We start from the raw sequence: 17,896 nt of genomic DNA on the forward strand, positions 1-17,896 counted from the left end.
ATCAAACTCTCAAATAAAAGTTTATCAGGCTCAGATACTATTGTTATCAAAATATCTGGCTTTATGGTTTGTTTCTTAATATAAATTAACCTACTGTTTAATTTTCAATGTTCGTATTTTTTTCTTGTTCCTTTTTTTCAAGGACAAGTAATACTATACCATCATTCAAACAGTAGGTCAATACTTTTTTTATATTTTTTTAGAAATTTTTTTCATATTCTTTTTTTAGCTTTTCTACGACCTTTTTTTCTAAGCGAGAAACAGTCATTTGGGATATATCTAATTCTTTAGCTATACTAGACTGGGTTTTATCGAAGAAAAATCTATCTTTAAATATTTTTACTTCTAACTCATTTAAAGTTTCAATAAACTTATTAATAAAATCTTCATATTCTATACTTCCGAAATTACCTTCTTCTTTTCCTATTTTATCAATAAGAGTTATGTCTTTGTCTTCTGAATCATCATTACTTGATGAATCTAAAGACATAGGTTGATAACCATAAGAGGCTTCCATAGCCTCTAATACATCTTCTTCACTAACCCCTATATAGTCAGCGATATCTTTTACCTTTGGATGTTTTTTATTTTCTTGCTCTAGTTTAATTTTAGCATCACTTATTTTTTTGCTTAATTCTTGTATTCTTCTTGGTACTCTAAGTGTCCATACTTTATCTCTAAAATATTTTTTAATTTCTCCTACTATAGTTGGTGTTGCAAAACTGGAGAATTCAAATCCCTTTTCAACATCATATCTGTCAATAGCATAAATTAATGCTAATGAAGCAACTTGATATATGTCTTCAAAGTCAACACCCTTGTTTATATACTTCTTAGCTAACAACCTTGCTAAATATAGATGTCTTTCAATAAGAATATTCCTGATATCTACGTTTTTATTTGTATTATATAAATTAAATAGCTCTTTTGTATCCATATTTAGGTAATGTGTAGCATTAGCTACATTTTTCATTAAATATCAACTCCTAAATACTTAGTCATTTTTATTTTTGTTCCTTGATTACATTCTGATTCAATATCTACATCATCCATTAAAGTTTTAATTATAAATAATCCAAGACCACTTTCTTTTGGATTCTCTAAATCTGGTGTACTTATTGAGCTAACATCATATCCTTTTCCACTATCTTGAATCTCTATATTAATTGCATCATCTAAAATATTAAATACTATATTGAATACATCATCATTACTGTGTTTTATTGCATTTGTACATGCCTCTGATACTGCTACCTTTATATCTTCTATATCATCTATTGGAAACCCCATTTTATTTGCAATCCCAGATGCTGTTAATCTTATTATGCCTACATAATCTGGATTTGTAGTAATTTCCATCTTTATAGTTTCACAAGCCAAAATTTATCCCTCCACTTTAAATATTTTATCTAGACCTGTTATAGTAAAAATTTTCCTAACATTACTCTTAGGATTTACTATGTATATTTCTTTTTCATTTATCTTTAGTTTTTTTAAAACACCTATCATAGCCCCTAAACCTGTAGAATCTATATAATCTAAATCTTTAAGATTAATCTTTACATCCAACATGTTTCTTTCTATTAAACCATGTAAATGTTCTTTTAATTTATCTGCTGTAGAGACATCAAGTTCTCCATCAATACAAACATTCCAAAACTTATTTTGAGAATCTAAATTTGAATCTATATTCATAGACATGTAAAAACCTCCTATTTCCTCTTAATAATTTTAAATATATTACCTATACTCAATATCTTATTAATTACATAAACTATATCATCTATTCCCTTTGATATTGATGATGCATTTTCAACAATATCTTGTATGTGTCTTTCATTGTAATCTACAATCTTATAAGCTTTTTCAACAACTTTATTTAAACTATTTAGAGTTTTAGCTAAATAAATTGCTACTATAAGAGCCGAGCTACCTACTAATACGGCTCCTATCTGCCACCCCCATGCATTCATTAGTTAACATCTCCCTCGTCGTCAAAACTTTTACTTATTACTATATCTTCTTCTGAAATTTTTATATCTTCCTCATTATTATCATCATCTACTAAAGTTATTATTCTCTCTTTAACATCATTAAATGTTTCATGTAGAACTTCTTTTGGGTTTTCTTTCACTTTATCAAACTTATCTTTTGTCTCTTTTCTTAACTCAGAACCTTTTTTTGGTGCAAGAAACATACCAAATATAAAACCTAAAATGGCTCCTATTAATAAAAATCCACCTTTTTTACAACCTCTTTTATTACACATAATAACTACTCCTTTCAATTTTAAATTTTTATCTAAGTACATTATACAAAAAGAATAGGATATTTATCCTATTCTTCTTCAATATTTATTTTAGCAATCGAAACTACATTCACTTCTTCATTAGTCTTCATTAATTTAACACCACTTGTAACCCTTCCAAATAGTGAAATTTCATTAACTCTTATTCTAATAAGAACTCCATCAGAATTTATAATCATTATCTCATCATCTTCATTGACCATCTCTGCACCAACAATTGTACCAGTTTTTTCAGATATGTTATAAGTTTTGATTCCTTTTCCTGCTCTTATTTGGCTTCTGTATTCTTCTATATTTGTTCTTTTACCAAAACCATTTCTACTGACAACTAATACATCTGTACCTTTGCTACAAAGATTCATAGATACAACAAAGTCTTTTTTACTTAAAGTTATACCTTTTACACCCATTGCTGTTCTACCCATATATCTTATATCATTTTCATCAAATCTTATAGACATACCTTCTTTAGTTACTAAAAGTACTTCCTGTTTTCCATCTGTTAACTCTACTCCAATAAGTTCATCATCATCTCTTAAACCTATAGCAATAAGACCAGATTTATTTATATTTTTAAACTCTTCTCGTTTAGTCTTTTTAACGATACCTTTTTTAGTTGTAAGTAATAAATATTCATTTTCATCATTACCATCTATAGGTATTAAAGTTGCAATCTTTTCATCTGCTGATAATTGAAGTAAGTTTACTATAGCAGTACCTTTTGCTTGTCTCTTACCTTCAGGTATTTCATATGCATTTAATTTAAATACTCTACCCTTATTTGTAAAGAACAGTAATCTACTATGAGTAGTTGTAGTTATCAGATGTCTTACAAAATCTTCTTCTCTAGTTGTAAGTGCTGAGATACCTCTTCCACCTCTTTTTTGGCTCTTATAAGTATCAGATGGAAGTCTTTTTATATATCCAAAGTGAGTAAGAGTTATGGCTATTTCCTCATCACTTATAAGATCTCTCATATCTATCTCGCCTTCAGCATGTCTTATTTCTGTTCTTCTTTCATCAGAATAATTTTCTTTTATTATTGTCATTTCATCTTTTATTACATTTAAAAGTAATCTTTCATCAGCCAAAATTTCTTTTAATCTATTTATTTTCTTTATTAAATCTTCATACTCAGCTTCTATCTTATCTCTTTCTAGACCTGTAAGTCTTTGAAGTCTCATATCTAGTATAGCTTGAGCTTGAATTTCAGTTAGATTGAATTTTTCTACTAAACCTATTTTAGCTTCTTGACCTGTTTTTGAAGCTCTTATCAAACTTATAACAGCATCTATATTATCTAAAGCAATTTTTAATCCTTCTAAAATATGTGCTCTTGCTTCAGCTTTATTTAATTCAAATTTGGTTCTTCTTGTGACAACATCTTCTTGATGTTTAATATAATGATATAGTATTTGCTTAAGATTTAAAACTCTTGGTTGGCCATCTACAAGAGCAAGCATTATTATACTAAATGTATCTTCCATTTGAGAATGTTTATACAGATTATTTAATACTATATTAGCATTAGCATCTCTCTTTAATTCTATAACAATTCTCATACCATTTCTATTACTTTCATCTCTTAAATCTGATATACCTTCTATTCTTTTTTCTTTAACTAATTCAGCTATTCTCTCAACTAATTTAGCTTTATTTACTTGATAAGGTATTTCTGTAACTATTATCTGTTGTTTTCCTTTTGGAAGTTCTTCTATAAAAGCTCTAGATCTAACTTTAACTTTACCTCTTCCAGTTCTATATGCCTCTGCTATATTCTCTTTACCCATTATAATTGCAGCTGTAGGAAAATCTGGACCTTGTATAAATTTTATTAAGTCCTCAACACTACAATCTGGATTGTCAATCAAATGTACAGTTGCATCAATTACTTCAGCTAAATTATGTGGAGGTATTGAAGTTGCCATACCAACAGCTATACCATTAGATCCATTTACTAATAGATTAGGATACCTTGCTGGTAGTACTGAAGGTTCTTTTAATGATTCATCAAAGTTTGGCTTAAAATCTACAGTTTCTTTTTCTATATCTCTTAATAATTCTAATGATAATTTACTCATCTTAGCTTCTGTATAACGCATCGCAGCTGGTGAGTCTCCGTCAACAGAACCAAAGTTACCATGCCCATCTACTAAAAGTGCTCTAGTTGAAAAGTCTTGAGCCATTCTTACCATTGCAAAATAAACAGCAGTATCTCCATGTGGATGGTATTTCCCTAAAACGTCCCCAACAATACGGGCTGACTTTCTATATGGTTTATCTGGTGTTAAGTTTAATTCACTCATTGAGTATAGTATTCTTCTGTGAACTGGCTTTAGACCATCTCTAACATCAGGAAGAGCACGTCCAGCTATAACACTCATCGAATAATCGATATACGATTTTTTCATTTCTTCCGCTATTTCAATAGGGAGTATTTTGTTATTTTCTTCCATGTATACTAATCCCCTCTCTCTATATATCTAAGTTTCTAACGAATCTTGCATTTTCTTCTATAAATTCTTTTCTTGGAGCAACCTTATCACCCATAAGCATTGAAAATACTTCATCTGCAATTGCAGCATCTTCTACAGTTACTTGTAATAAAGTTCTTGTGTCAGGATTCATAGTAGTGTCCCATAATTGCTCTGCATTCATCTCTCCAAGACCTTTATATCTTTGAAGCTCTACACCATTTCTTCCAATTTCATCTAATAAAATATTTAATTCTTTATCTGAATAAACATAATATTCCTTTTTTTGTTTTGTTACTTTGTATAAAGGAGGTTGTGCTGCATAAACATATCCCTCATCTACAAGAGGTCTCATATATCTAAAGAAGAATGTTAGTAGTAAAGTTCTTATATGAGCTCCATCTACATCGGCATCGGTCATAATTATGATTTTATGATATCTAGCCTTATCTATATCAAAATCTTCTCCTATACCACAACCATAAGCTGTTATCATATTTTTTATTTCGTCTGAAGATAATATCCTATCTAGTCTTGATTTTTCGACATTAAGTATCTTACCTCTTAATGGAAGTATCGCTTGGCTATTTCTGTCTCTACCTTGTTTTGCTGAACCTCCTGCTGAATCTCCTTCGACTAAGAATATTTCACTTTTAGCAGGGTCTTTTTCTGCACAATCTGCTAATTTTCCAGGTAAAGATGTGCTTTCTAAAACACTCTTTCTTCTTGTTAATTCTCTTGCTTTCTTTGCAGCTTCTCTCGCTCTTTGTGCTCTCAAAGCTTTATCAACTATTATTCTAGCTGTTGTTGGATTTTCCTCTAAGAAAGAACCAAGTTCATCAACTGTTACACTATCAACTACACCTCTCATAAAACTATTACCTAGTTTTGTTTTAGTTTGCCCTTCAAATTGAGGTTCTGGTAATTTAACTGATACTACAGCTGTAAGGCCTTCTCTTATATCTTCACCCAGTAAGTTAACGTCATTTTCTTTTAAGAATTTATTTCTCTTAGCATAATCATTTACAGTTTTAGTAAGAGCTGCTTTAAATCCACTTAAATGAACTCCTCCTTCATGTGTATTTATATTATTTGCAAAAGAATATATGTTCTCTGTATAACCATCTGTATATTGCATAGCTAATTCGACAATACAATCGTCAACTTTTTTATCTATATAAACTATGTCATCATGTATTCCAGTTCTAGATTTATTTAAATACTTAATATATTCTACTAGACCACCTGTATAGTGAAATTCTTTTCTTTTTTCTTGATTTTCTCTTTTATCTTCAAATACTATTTTTATTCCTTTATTTAAAAAAGAAAGTTCTCTCAGTCTATATTCCAATGTTTCATATTTAAACTCTATTTCATCAAATATTGTAGCATCAGGCATAAATTGAATTATTGTTCCTGTACTTTGAGATTCTCCAACTACTTCAAGCTTAGATGTTGGTAGACCTTTTTCATATGTCTGCTTATATATTTTTCCATTTAAATAAACTTCTGCTGTCATCCATTTTGATAATGCATTAACTACAGAAACACCAACTCCATGAAGACCTCCAGATACTTTATATCCTCCGCCTCCAAATTTTCCTCCTGCATGAAGATTAGTTAATACTGTTTCTAAAGTTGATTTTCCAGTCTTAGGATGTACTTCGACTGGGATACCTCTTCCGTCATCTTTTACTAAAATACTGCCATCTTCATTAATAGATACATATATATGTGAACAATATCCTTGTAAAGCCTCATCTATACTATTATCTACAACTTCATAAACTAAGTGGTGTAAACCTCTTGGGCTTGTACTACCAATATACATACCTGGTCTTTTTCTAACGGCTTCTAATCCCTCTAATACCTGTATCTGACTTGCACCGTATTCTTGTTTCATTTAATTTCCTCCATTCTCTATGCTAATAACATTGCCATTTTCAATATTAAATATTGTAACATCCTTTTCATCAAATATTTTTTTATGTGAAATTTCAGCGCTTGTTATAAACATTTGAACATTGCTTAAATTATTTACTAAAAGTTTTTGTCTTGCTTCATCTAACTCACTAAAAACATCATCTAAAATTAATACTGGATATTCTTCAACCTCATTTTTTATTAATTCTATCTCTGACAGCTTTAATGATATTGAAGCAGTTCTCTGTTGACCTTGTGAACCAAAAAGTCTTGCATCTAAATCATTTATGAATATATTTAAGTCATCTTTGTGTATACCATATCTAGTAGTTCTAGATTCTATATCATTAGGTCTATTTGATGACAACTTGGCTAAAAATTTATTATATACTGTTTCTATAGTATCTTCATCAGTTATATTTATTTGAGTTTTATATTTGATTGATAATTTTTCAATTCCATTAGTCAAATTCATATGCATATGTTCAGATATATTAGCTATCTTTTTTATAAAGTCTCTGCGTAAAATATAAATATAACTTCCATATTTTGCTAGTGTATCATCATATACATCTAATAAAGCTTCATCAACATGAATGCTTTTTAGCACTCTACTTCTTTGAGAAAGTATTTTATTGTAATTAGTAAGATAATTATAATATTTAGGAATAATTTGGCTAATCTCTTTATCTATAAAAGTCCTTCTCTCTTTAGGACCCTCTTTAACCAGTCTTAAATCTTCAGGTGAAAATATGACAACATTTAAGTTGCCAAGTAATTCCTGCATTTTTTGCAAAGGGACTTTATTTATTCGTATCCCCTTTTTATCTTTTCCAATAATTAGCTCTATTAGACTATATTTATTATATTTTGAAAAACTTCCTCCAACATATAAATTTTCACTATTAAATCTAACCATTTCTCTATCTTTGTTGGTTCTAAATGATTTGCCAAAAGAAAGCATATAAATAGATTCTACTATATTTGTCTTTCCTTGACCATTTTTTCCAACAAGAAGATTCACTTTCCCATTAAATTCCAGATGCAACTTTTCATAATTTCTAAAATTAACAAGCTGCAAACTTTTAAGTTTCACAAAAAGTTCTCCTTTTTTACAATACTTTTATTTTAGTTCCCTCTATCTCAACTATATCTCCTGATTTTATCTTTTTCCCTCTTCTTAATTCTATTTCATCATTTACTGTCACTAGACCTTCTTGAATTAAAAATTTTGCATGACCTCCAGTTGATGCAATCTCTGCTAATTTTAGGAATTGATCTAACTTTATATAGTCTGATTCTATAGTTATTTCAGTCATAAGAGTTCCTCCTTGCCATTATTTTAGGTAAATAGGTATTAATACATTAAAAGTATATTATACCATAAAAATACTTGCAAAAGGAGTTGCCTAAGATTAGAAAAATTTTTCTACAAAAGACAACTCCTTAATGTCTGCTATATATTGGATGATATTCTTACTGGAAGTAATAAGTAAATATAATTAATATCATCTGTTGGTTTAATTATACAAGGATTTACATTTGTAGTAAATTCTATAAATATTTCCTCATTATCTATATTTTTCAACCCTTCAATAAAGTATCGAGAGTTAAAAGCTATATCTAAATAATCTCCATCTAAATCTATTTCAACTTCTTCATATACATTTCCTTTTTCTGTATTAGAAGTAATTGCCATTACTTTATCTCTTATAGATAATTTTATAAGGTTATTTTTTTCTGATTGAGACAATAAAGATGCTCTTTCTATGCTGTTTAAAAGTTCTTTAGTATTTAACTTTACTCTACTGTTATGCTCTCTTGGCAACAATTTTTTATAATCAATAAAATCTCCTTCAAGTAATCTTGTAATAATTTTTGTATCATTAATTATAAAAATAGCATTTTTTTCGTTAAATCCAACTTTAACATTATCCTCTCCAGAAAGCAAGCTATTTACGTCTATAAGTGTCTTTCCTGGAATTATTACTTTTATATTTTCAGTTAAGCTATCAACTGAGCAGCTTTTTACAGCCAATCTATAGCCATCAATTGCTACTAAATTTAAATTTTTATCTACAATTTCTAGAAGTTCTCCCATTAAAACAGGTTTTGTTTGATCTTGTGAAATAGCAAATACAGTTTGTTTAATCATATTTTTTAGGAGTTCTTGAGGTATGCTATATAAATCTTCTTCATTTAATTCTGGTAGCTTAGGAAATTCTTTAGCTGCATATCCTTTAATTTTAAATCTTGAATTTACACAATTTATGTAAATATTATTTTCTGAATCTGTTTCTATCTCAACAAAAGAATCTGGTAGTTTTCTAATTATATCTCCAAATAATCTTGCATCTACAACAACATCACCTTTTTCTATAATCTCTGCTTGTACATAAGTTTCTATTCCTATCTCTGCATCATATCCAGTAAGTTTTAATTGACCTTCTTCTGTAGATATAAGTATACCTTTTAATAGTTCTATTGTTGTTTTTCCATTAATAGCTTTTTGAGCAATCCCAATTCTATTTGCTAGGATTTTTTGATTACAAATTATTTTCAATGTGGATAACCTCCTCTGGCTTTTTATATAAAAAAATAAGTTAAAATCATAGTAGTAATAGTAGTAGGTGTTGTTGATAATGTTAATAAGTATATGTAACATTATAAATACAAAGATATCAACATGTGTATAAGATGTTGATATCTTTGTTATTTTAGACTTAATTATTTGTTAATAAATTTTAAGATAAAAAGATATAAACAAGTTATTCAATAGATATAAACAGACAATTGTGTATAAATTATCCCTTTAAATCTGATATAATTTTGTCTATTTTAGTCTTAATTTCTTCACTTTCTTTTATGTCTTTAGATACTTTGTCATGAGCATGAATTACTGTTGTATGATCTCTTCCTCCAAATTCTTCGCCTATTTTAGGAAGAGATAAGTCAGTAAGTTCGCGCGTTAAATACATAGCTATTTGTCTTGGAAAAGCTATTGAACGAGTTCTTTTTTTAGAATTAAAATCTTCCATTTTTAAATTAAATACAGAAGAAACTTTTTCTTTTATTCTAAGCACATTGATTTCTTCATTTTTAGAAGTTGTTATAATATCTTTTAATGCTTCTGTAGCAAGATCAAAAGATATCACTCTATTACTAAGAGAAGAGTAAGCAACTACTCTAGTTAGGGCACCTTCTAGTTCCCTTATGTTTGACTTAATATTTTTTGCTATATATGACATAACTTCATTTGGCACTTCTATACGTTCTAGTTGAGCCTTTTTTCTAAGTATAGCAATTCTTGTTTCAAAGTCTGGGGCCTGAATATCAGTTATAAGTCCCATTTCAAATCTCGATCTTAATCTATCTTCTAGTGTAGGTATGTCTTTTGGCGGTCTATCACTAGAGATAATTATCTGTTTATTTGCCTCATGAAGAGTATTAAATGTATGGAAAAACTCTTCTTGAGTTCTTTCTTTCCCAGCTATAAATTGAATATCATCAATTAATAAGACATCTACGTTTCTATATTTATTTCTAAATTCTTCATTTTTATCATCTTTTATAGAGTTTATAAGTTCATTAGTAAATTTTTCTGAAGAAACATAAACAACTTTTGAATCCTTTTTTTGGCTGACGATGTGATGTCCAATAGCGTGCATTAAATGGGTTTTACCTAAACCAACTCCTCCATACAAAAAAAGTGGATTGTAAGCTTTAGCAGGAGATTCAGCAACTGCAACACATGCAGCATGAGCAAATCTATTGCTATTACCAATAACGAACGTATCAAATGTGTATTTTGGATTCAGGTTAGGGTAAAGTACTCTGTAATTTAAATCTGTACTATCAGAATTTAGGTCAGCAACTTCTTTTTCGCTCAATACAAATTTAATATTATACTTTTTTAATGACAGTTGATTTATAGCATCTTCAATTAAATGCAAATATCTATTTTCTAGAATATCTTTATTGAAATCGCTAGGAGCTAGTAGTATCAAGTCATTAAGATGTATTTTTAATGGTACGATGTTTTTAAAAAAGGTATTAAAACTTACTGAAGTTAAGTCACCTTTTATTAATTGTAGGGTTTTGTCCCATAAAGAAACTATATCCATAATATAAACCTCCGAACAGAATAATTAATATTTTCCACAAAGTTATTAACAGAAAAGCAAAAATATATATAAATTTTACAGAATAACTAAATTTATGGATAATGGTGTTGATAAATTAATAATAGTATAAATTATTAAAAAAATATGAAAAGATATAAACAATATGTAGATAAAGTTATAAATAACATAAACATACAATAAATGGTGATTATAACTAGAGTATTGTCAGTAATCTTAAAAGTTATACACAAAAGTATCCACAAGCTGTGAATAATTTCTAATAAGTTGATAACATTTATGCACATTATCAACAAGTATATTTATAATATCAAAATATATGTCAAACTTCAATGATTTGTAACTAATTTATCCACAATATTAACTAATTGTTGATAAAAATATAAACATGTTAAATTTACTTTATTTGTGTATATAATTGAAAAAAATAATTTAGAATAAAATTAAATAGATTTTTACTAGTATTTTCAATAAAAAAAATACATAATATATATATGGTAGATTTTGTGATGCAAGCATACCAAAAACTCGTTGACAACGATAGTAAAAGTATTTATAATTATATGTGTTATGTTTACTTTGAGGGTAAAGTTATTATTTTTATAAACGGAAAATGAAATCTGAAAGGCGGTGCAAAATAATGAGTAAAAGAACTTATCAACCAAAAAAGAGACAAAGAAGTAAAGAACATGGTTTCAGAAAAAGAATGAAGACGTCTAACGGAAGAAACGTGTTAAAAAGAAGAAGAGCTAAAGGAAGAAATAGATTAACTCATTAATTACAAAAGGGCCGCTGCAAAGGTGGCCTTTTTGTGTAAATAATTACAATGCATAGCTGTGTTTATGGAGGTTAACTATGGACTTTAATAGGACAAAAGGGTTAAAAAAAGACTCTGATTTTAGAAAAGTATATAAACACGGCAAATCTTTTGCAAACAGATATTTAGTAATATATATACTTAAAAATAAATCAGATTATAGTAGAATAGGTATTTCTGTTTCAAAGAAAGTAGGAAAAGCTATCACTAGAAATAGAGTAAGAAGATTAATAAAAGAAGCTTACAGATTAAATATTGATGAAAAAATTAAGCCTGGATATGATATAGTATTTATAGCAAGAGTATCTAGTAAAGATGCTAGTTTTAAAGATATAGACAAGTCTATAAAAAATTTAGTTAAAAGAACGGATATTTCTCTTTAAATTGTATGCTATAAATCTGGAGGTTAATAACTTTGAATAAAATAATTTATATATTAAAGGAAATAAGTAGGTATTTATCGAATTTATGTATTTATTTAGTAAAATTTTATCAAAAGTATATATCTCCCTTAAAGGGACCTACTTGTAGATTCTATCCAACTTGCTCACAATATTCAATAGAGGCATTTAAAAAATATGGATTTGTAAAAGGTATGTACTTAACGATAAGAAGACTTCTAAAATGTCATCCTTTTCATCCAGGAGGTTACGACCCTCTAAAATAAAAGAGAGTAACTATTAGGAGGTATAAAAAAATTGAATATAATAGGAAATTTCTTAGGATTAATTCTTAAGGTAATATTTGAATTTGTTAACCATTATGGTATTTCTATAATAATTTTTACTATACTTGTAAAGATTGTTTTACTACCATTAACAGTTAAACAGACTAAGTCAACAAAGGCAATGCAAGATATACAACCTCGTATAAAAGAGATACAAGAAAAATATAAAAATAAGCCAGAAAAACAAAATGAAGAAATTGTTAAGTTATATGGAGAAGCTAAAATTAATCCACTATCTGGTTGTTTACCTTTATTAATACAGTTTCCTATATTAATAGGATTATTTAGCGTTTTAAGAGAGCCAGTTGCTCATGGCGTTTTTGCAAATCAAGCTGCATTTATGGCGGCTGACAATGGGTTTTTATGGATAAAAAGTTTAACAGCACCAGATTATGTATTAGCAGTATTTTCAGGAGCAAGTGCATATGTAATGCAAAAAGTAATGACTCCAAAGGACCAACTACAAGGCTCTATGAAAGTAATGACATATGTAATGGCAGGGATGTCTTTCTATTGGGGATTTATATTCCCAGCAGGACTTACATTGTACTGGACAGTAAGTAACTTATTCTCAATAGCTCAGTATTACTTAATAATGAATCCTTTAAAAGCTAAGCTGGCTGCTAACTCTAAGGAGGAAAAAGTTAATGAGAAAAAGCCTAAAATTAATAAAAAGTAAAAGTAAAGAAGAAGCTATAAATAAGGCTATAGCAGAGTTAAATTTAAAAGTAGAGGATATAGAGGTAGAAATACTAGAAAATCCAAGCAAGGGGTTTTTAGGTTTTATAGGTGCTAAAGATGGTACCTATGAAATTTTTGTTATTGAAAGGGAACTAGATGTAGCTAAAAATTTTATAGAGGTAATGTTGAAAAATGCAAATGTTGATGCCAAAGTCAATGTATCTCAAAAAGATAATTTAATCATGGTTGATATTGAAGGCAAAGAAGCTGCAAGTTTAATTGGTAGAAGAGGGGAAACTTTAGATTCTATTCAATTTTTAACTGGATTAGCTCTTAATAAAATAAATAAAGACTCTCATACAAGAGTACTTGTAGATATAGAAAACTATAGGTCAAAAAGAGAAGAGTCTTTAATAAGATATGCTAATAAGGTTGCTAGAGAAGTAGCGAAAACAAGAAAAACTAAAAAATTAGATTATATGAATCCATATGAGAGAAGAATAATACATTCAGCTCTTCAAAATGACAAATATGTAATTACATATAGTGAAGGAACCGATCCATATAGAAGATTAGTAATTGAGTGTAAAAGATAAAATCAACCTCCTAAACATTAGGGGGTTTTATTTTTTAATCTTATTAAATCATTGCAATTGGTTAAAAATAAATCTATATGTAAAAATTATAAATTAAGAGGTGATAAATTTGTTTATAGATGATACAATAGCGGCTATAGCTACAGCACCTGGAGAAGGTGGCATAGGTATACTGAGAATAAGTGGAGAAAAAGCTTTAAAAGTTGCAGAAGAAATCTTTAAGTCCATGTCAGGAAAGAGTATTAAAGATTATAATAAAAGAACATTAATATATGGAAATATTGTAGATAATGAAAATGTAATAGATGAAGTATTATTGGCATATATGAAAGGTCCAAATTCATATACAGGAGAAGATGTTATAGAAATAAATTGCCATGGCGGATTTATTTCAGTAAAGAAAATTTTAGAATTAATATTATCTAAAGATGTTAGATTGGCAGAAGCTGGGGAATTTACTAAAAGAGCATTTTTAAATGGAAGAATAGATTTATCTCAAGCAGAAGCAGTAATAGATGTTATAAAGGCAAAAACCGATATAGCTCATGAAGTTGCCCAAAACCAACTAGAGGGTTCTCTATCAAAGAAGATAAGAGACTTAAGAGATAAAGTTACTGAGATACTGGCACATGTAGAAGTTGCTATAGATTATCCTGAAGAAGATATTGAACATATAACATATCAAACACTTAAGGATAAAACTGGCGAGCTTAAAAAAGAAATTAAAAAATTATATGATACAGCTGAAAGTGGGAAAATACTTAGAGAAGGCTTGAAAACAGTAATTGTTGGTAAACCAAATGTAGGAAAATCTTCACTGCTTAACTCTATTTTGGGAGAAAACAGAGCTATAGTTACAGACATACCAGGAACTACTAGAGATGTCATAGAGGAATTTGTGAATATAAAAGGTATACCTCTTAAGATAGTTGATACAGCAGGTATAAGAGATACTGATGATATAGTTGAAAAAATAGGAGTTGAGAAATCTAAAGAATCATTTACAAGTGCTGATTTAATTATAATGGTTTTAGATGCATCAAGAAAGTTGTCAGAAGAAGATATAGAAATATTAAAGAAGCTTAAAGATAAACAAACAATAGTGCTATTAAATAAAAATGACTTAAAACAAGAGATTGAAGAAGAAAAAATACTTAAATATGTAGAAAATAATAGTATAATAAGAATATCAGCTTTACAACAAGAAGGAATAGAAGCGTTACAAGATAAGATAGAGTCTATGGTATATAAAGGAAGTATCAAAAACAATTCTAGCTTAGTAGTAACTAATTCTAGACATAAAGATGCACTTGGTAAGGCATATAAGTCTGCAACAGATGCTTTAATTGCTCTAGAACAAAGTATGCCATTTGATTTTGTAGAAGTAGATTTAAAAAATATATGGGATTACCTTGGATATATTAATGGGGATACAGTAACAGAGGATTTACTAGATAATATATTCCATAACTTCTGTATAGGAAAATAGGATATAAAATGCAAAAGGAAAGAAGATATAAAAGTAATAAATTTCATTTTTTATTATAGAAATTATAGATATTTTATAGTGTTTCTCATGAAACATTAATATTAAAAAGAAAGGAATTATAAATGATAAAGTTTGAAGCAGGAAAATATGATGTTATAGTAGTTGGAGCAGGTCACGCGGGATGTGAAGCTGCTTTAGCTACTGCAAGAATGGGATATAAAACTTTGATAATAACAATGTCTTTAGATTCTATTGCATTAATGCCTTGCAATCCATCAATTGGTGGAACGGGTAAAGGTCAATTAGTAAAAGAGATAGATGCTTTAGGTGGTCAAATGGGACTAAATATAGACAAGACATATATACAAAGTAGAATGTTAAATACTGCTAAAGGACCAGCAGTTCATTCTTTAAGAGCCCAAGCAGATAAATTTAAATACCATGAAGAAATGAAAAAAACATTAGAAAATGAGCCAAATCTTGATATAGCTATGGATGAAGTTGTAGAAATATTACATGAAGGAAATGTTGTAATAGGTGTTGGAACTAAACTAGGATGTTCATTTAAATCTAAAGCTGTAATATTAGCTACTGGAGTTTATTTAAATTCAAAAATATATATGGGTGAGGTAGCATTTTACGAAGGGCCTAATGCATTAGGATATGCAAAATATCTTACAGATAGTTTAGTTGAATTAGGTCTTAGAATGAGAAGATTTAAAACAGGAACACCAGCAAGAGTCCATAGAGATAGTATAGATTTCTCTGTAATGTCTCTACAAGAAGGCGATGAAAAAGTAACTCCTTTCTCATTTATGAATGAAAACATAGAGAAAGAGCAAGAACCTTGTTATTTAACAAGAACTACTGAAGATACTCAAAAAGTTATACTAGATAATTTAAAAAGGTCTGCTATGTATAGTGGCGTGATAGAAAGTACTGGGCCAAGATATTGTCCTTCGATAGAAGATAAAGTAGTAAGATTTAGTGATAAAACTTCACATCAATTGTTTATAGAGCCAGAGGGACTGAATACTAAAGAAATGTATATTCAAGGTATATCAACTAGTTTACCTTTTGAAGTTCAATTAGATATGTATAAAACTATAAAGGGGCTTGAAAACTGTAAGATAATGAGACCTGCATATGCTATAGAATATGATTGTGTTGACCCAACACAATTAAAAATAAGTTTAGAAATAAAAGGTGTTGAAAACTTATTTAGTGCAGGGCAATTTAATGGAACTTCTGGATATGAAGAAGCAGCAGCTCAAGGACTTATGGCTGGTATAAATGCTGTCAGAAAGATAGAAGGAAAAGAACCTTTTGTATTAGATAGATCAGAAGCATATATAGGTGTATTATTAGATGACCTTGTCACAAAAGGAACTAATGAACCTTATAGAATGATGACATCAAGAGCAGAATATAGATTGTATTTAAGACAAGATAATGCTGATATGAGATTAACTCAAAAAGGTTATGAATTAGGACTAGTTAAAGAAGATAGATATGAAAGATTCATAAATAAAAAGAATGCTGTAGAAAAAGAATTTGAGCGATTAAAGCGTGAAAGGGTTACACCAAAAGAAGTAAATAGTTTATTAGAAGAAAAAGGTGCAACGCCAATAAAAGTTGGAATATCATTGTATGAGTTTTTAAAAAGACCAGAAGTATCCTATGAGTTACTTGAAGAATTAGGAAAAGATGCTGGTGAAGATGTTTCAAGAGAAGTTAAAGAACAATGTGTGATAATGACTAAGTATGAAGGCTATATAGACAAGCAATTAAAACAAATAGACCAATTTAAAAAGCTTGAGAATAAGAAATTAGATGAAAAAATAAATTATTCATCAATAGAAGGACTTAGACTAGAAGCAAGACAAAAACTAGACGATATAAAACCTATTTCAATAGGTCAAGCATCTCGTATATCAGGTGTTTCTCCAGCTGATATATCAGTCTTACTTATACACCTTGAACAAGTTAGAAGGACTAGAGGTGGCAAAGGTGAATAATATAGAACTTCTAAAAAATGGAATTGAAAATTTTAATATAGATACAAATGATAATATGTTACAAAAATTTAAAACATATAGAGATATATTAGTTGATTGGAATCAAAAAATGAACCTTACAGGAATAGAGGATGAAAAAGAAGTATATATAAAACACTTTTTAGACTCTATTTCAGCTGTAAAAAATGGATATATAAAAGATGGTATGTCTATAATAGATGTTGGTACAGGTGCTGGTTTTCCAGGTATACCACTAAGAATATGTTTAGATGGATTAAAATTAACTTTATTAGACTCTTTAAATAAAAGAATAAACTTTTTAGAAGAAGTTGGCAGAGCATTAGAACTAGAGGGTATTACATTTATACATGGAAGAGCTGAAGATTTTGGAAAAGATGAAAAGTACAGGGAAAAGTATGATATTGCTACAGCAAGAGCTGTAGCTGGATTACCAATTCTTATGGAATTTTGTGTACCATTTGTAAAAGTAGGAGGATATTTTATTTGTTTAAAAGGTCCAAATGCTAATCTAGAATTAGAGGAATCAAAAAAGGCTATAGATACTTTAGGATTAGAGTTTGTCGAAAAAATAGATGTAGAATTACCAGAAATAGATTTAAATCATAATATATTAGTTTTTAAAAAGATACATGAAACACCAGTTAAATACCCTAGAAAAGCTGGTAAACCAGCTAAAAATCCTATTAAATAATCAAGCTAT

Annotated in this window: 19 protein-coding genes; 8 read left to right on the forward strand and 11 right to left on the reverse strand. The window is 28.7% G+C overall.

The features are described from left to right. Positions 1-199: 199 nt before the first annotated feature. The 11 genes from KGF46_RS17210 to dnaA form a co-directional block, all read right to left on the reverse strand. Positions 200-973, reverse strand: coding sequence for a SigB/SigF/SigG family RNA polymerase sigma factor (locus KGF46_RS17210; RefSeq protein WP_227436593.1), 774 nt, complete (start codon positions 971-973; stop codon positions 200-202). Then, the gene (locus KGF46_RS17215; RefSeq protein ID WP_227828557.1) at positions 973-1,380 is read right to left on the reverse strand and encodes an ATP-binding protein; all 408 of its coding nucleotides are present in this window, start codon (positions 1,378-1,380) and stop codon (positions 973-975) included. The genes KGF46_RS17210 and KGF46_RS17215 overlap by 1 nt, the downstream gene beginning before the upstream one ends. A 3-nt stretch (positions 1,381-1,383) precedes the next feature. Further along, the gene (locus KGF46_RS17220) at positions 1,384-1,701 is read right to left on the reverse strand and encodes an STAS domain-containing protein (RefSeq protein WP_227436590.1); all 318 of its coding nucleotides are present in this window, start codon (positions 1,699-1,701) and stop codon (positions 1,384-1,386) included. An 11-nt stretch (positions 1,702-1,712) separates the two neighbouring features. Beyond that, positions 1,713-1,973, reverse strand: a complete 261-nt coding sequence (locus KGF46_RS17225) for a hypothetical protein (protein WP_054272124.1) — start codon at positions 1,971-1,973, stop codon at positions 1,713-1,715. Further along, the gene (locus KGF46_RS17230; RefSeq protein ID WP_227436588.1) at positions 1,973-2,269 is read right to left on the reverse strand and encodes a YtxH domain-containing protein; all 297 of its coding nucleotides are present in this window, start codon (positions 2,267-2,269) and stop codon (positions 1,973-1,975) included. Before KGF46_RS17230 ends, KGF46_RS17225 begins: the two co-directional genes overlap by 1 nt. Positions 2,270-2,337: 68 nt before the next feature. Then, positions 2,338-4,764: a DNA gyrase subunit A gene (gene gyrA / locus KGF46_RS17235; RefSeq protein ID WP_227828560.1), complete on the reverse strand. Its 2,427-nt coding sequence runs from the start codon at positions 4,762-4,764 to the stop codon at positions 2,338-2,340. 19 nt (positions 4,765-4,783) lie between these two features. Continuing rightward, the gene (gyrB, locus tag KGF46_RS17240) at positions 4,784-6,685 is read right to left on the reverse strand and encodes a DNA topoisomerase (ATP-hydrolyzing) subunit B (protein WP_227828561.1); all 1,902 of its coding nucleotides are present in this window, start codon (positions 6,683-6,685) and stop codon (positions 4,784-4,786) included. Then, positions 6,686-7,801: a DNA replication/repair protein RecF gene (gene recF, locus KGF46_RS17245; RefSeq protein WP_227828562.1), complete on the reverse strand. Its 1,116-nt coding sequence runs from the start codon at positions 7,799-7,801 to the stop codon at positions 6,686-6,688. It lies immediately after the preceding gene. Between the two features lie 16 nt (positions 7,802-7,817). Continuing rightward, positions 7,818-8,024, reverse strand: a complete 207-nt coding sequence (yaaA, locus tag KGF46_RS17250) for a S4 domain-containing protein YaaA (RefSeq protein WP_227436580.1) — start codon at positions 8,022-8,024, stop codon at positions 7,818-7,820. 137 nt (positions 8,025-8,161) lie between these two features. Beyond that, positions 8,162-9,268, reverse strand: coding sequence for a DNA polymerase III subunit beta (dnaN, locus tag KGF46_RS17255; RefSeq protein ID WP_227436578.1), 1,107 nt, complete (start codon positions 9,266-9,268; stop codon positions 8,162-8,164). A 241-nt stretch (positions 9,269-9,509) separates the two neighbouring features. Next, entirely contained in the window at positions 9,510-10,829 is a 1,320-nt protein-coding gene (gene dnaA / locus KGF46_RS17260; protein WP_255287852.1) for a chromosomal replication initiator protein DnaA, read from the reverse strand. A 658-nt stretch (positions 10,830-11,487) separates the two neighbouring features. Here dnaA and rpmH point away from each other — a divergent pair. The 8 genes from rpmH to rsmG all read left to right on the forward strand — a co-directional run bounded on the left by rpmH (position 11,488) and on the right by rsmG (position 17,887). After that, entirely contained in the window at positions 11,488-11,625 is a 138-nt protein-coding gene (gene rpmH / locus KGF46_RS17265; protein ID WP_003420485.1) for a 50S ribosomal protein L34, read from the forward strand. A 77-nt stretch (positions 11,626-11,702) separates the two neighbouring features. After that, positions 11,703-12,047 carry a ribonuclease P protein component gene (gene rnpA / locus KGF46_RS17270; protein ID WP_227828563.1) on the forward strand — a complete coding sequence of 115 codons (345 nt, stop codon included), beginning with the start codon at positions 11,703-11,705 and terminating at the stop codon, positions 12,045-12,047. A gap of 32 nt (positions 12,048-12,079) precedes the next feature. Beyond that, entirely contained in the window at positions 12,080-12,331 is a 252-nt protein-coding gene (gene yidD / locus KGF46_RS17275; protein ID WP_227436574.1) for a membrane protein insertion efficiency factor YidD, read from the forward strand. Between the two features lie 31 nt (positions 12,332-12,362). After that, positions 12,363-13,070, forward strand: a complete 708-nt coding sequence (locus KGF46_RS17280; protein WP_227828564.1) for a YidC/Oxa1 family membrane protein insertase — start codon at positions 12,363-12,365, stop codon at positions 13,068-13,070. Then, positions 13,039-13,668, forward strand: a complete 630-nt coding sequence (gene jag / locus KGF46_RS17285; protein WP_227828565.1) for an RNA-binding cell elongation regulator Jag/EloR — start codon at positions 13,039-13,041, stop codon at positions 13,666-13,668. Before KGF46_RS17280 ends, jag begins: the two co-directional genes overlap by 32 nt. A gap of 109 nt (positions 13,669-13,777) precedes the next feature. After that, complete coding sequence (gene mnmE / locus KGF46_RS17290; protein WP_227839153.1) at positions 13,778-15,157, forward strand: tRNA uridine-5-carboxymethylaminomethyl(34) synthesis GTPase MnmE; 1,380 nt, start codon at positions 13,778-13,780, stop codon at positions 15,155-15,157. Positions 15,158-15,279: 122 nt separating this feature from the next. Continuing rightward, positions 15,280-17,175: a tRNA uridine-5-carboxymethylaminomethyl(34) synthesis enzyme MnmG gene (mnmG, locus tag KGF46_RS17295; protein ID WP_227839152.1), complete on the forward strand. Its 1,896-nt coding sequence runs from the start codon at positions 15,280-15,282 to the stop codon at positions 17,173-17,175. Further along, the gene (rsmG, locus tag KGF46_RS17300) at positions 17,168-17,887 is read left to right on the forward strand and encodes a 16S rRNA (guanine(527)-N(7))-methyltransferase RsmG (protein ID WP_227842987.1); all 720 of its coding nucleotides are present in this window, start codon (positions 17,168-17,170) and stop codon (positions 17,885-17,887) included. The genes mnmG and rsmG overlap by 8 nt, the downstream gene beginning before the upstream one ends. Positions 17,888-17,896 lie beyond the last annotated feature (9 nt).

It is taken from the genome of Clostridioides sp. ZZV14-6153 (assembly GCF_020657855.1).
GTDB lineage: Bacteria > Bacillota > Clostridia > Peptostreptococcales > Peptostreptococcaceae > Clostridioides.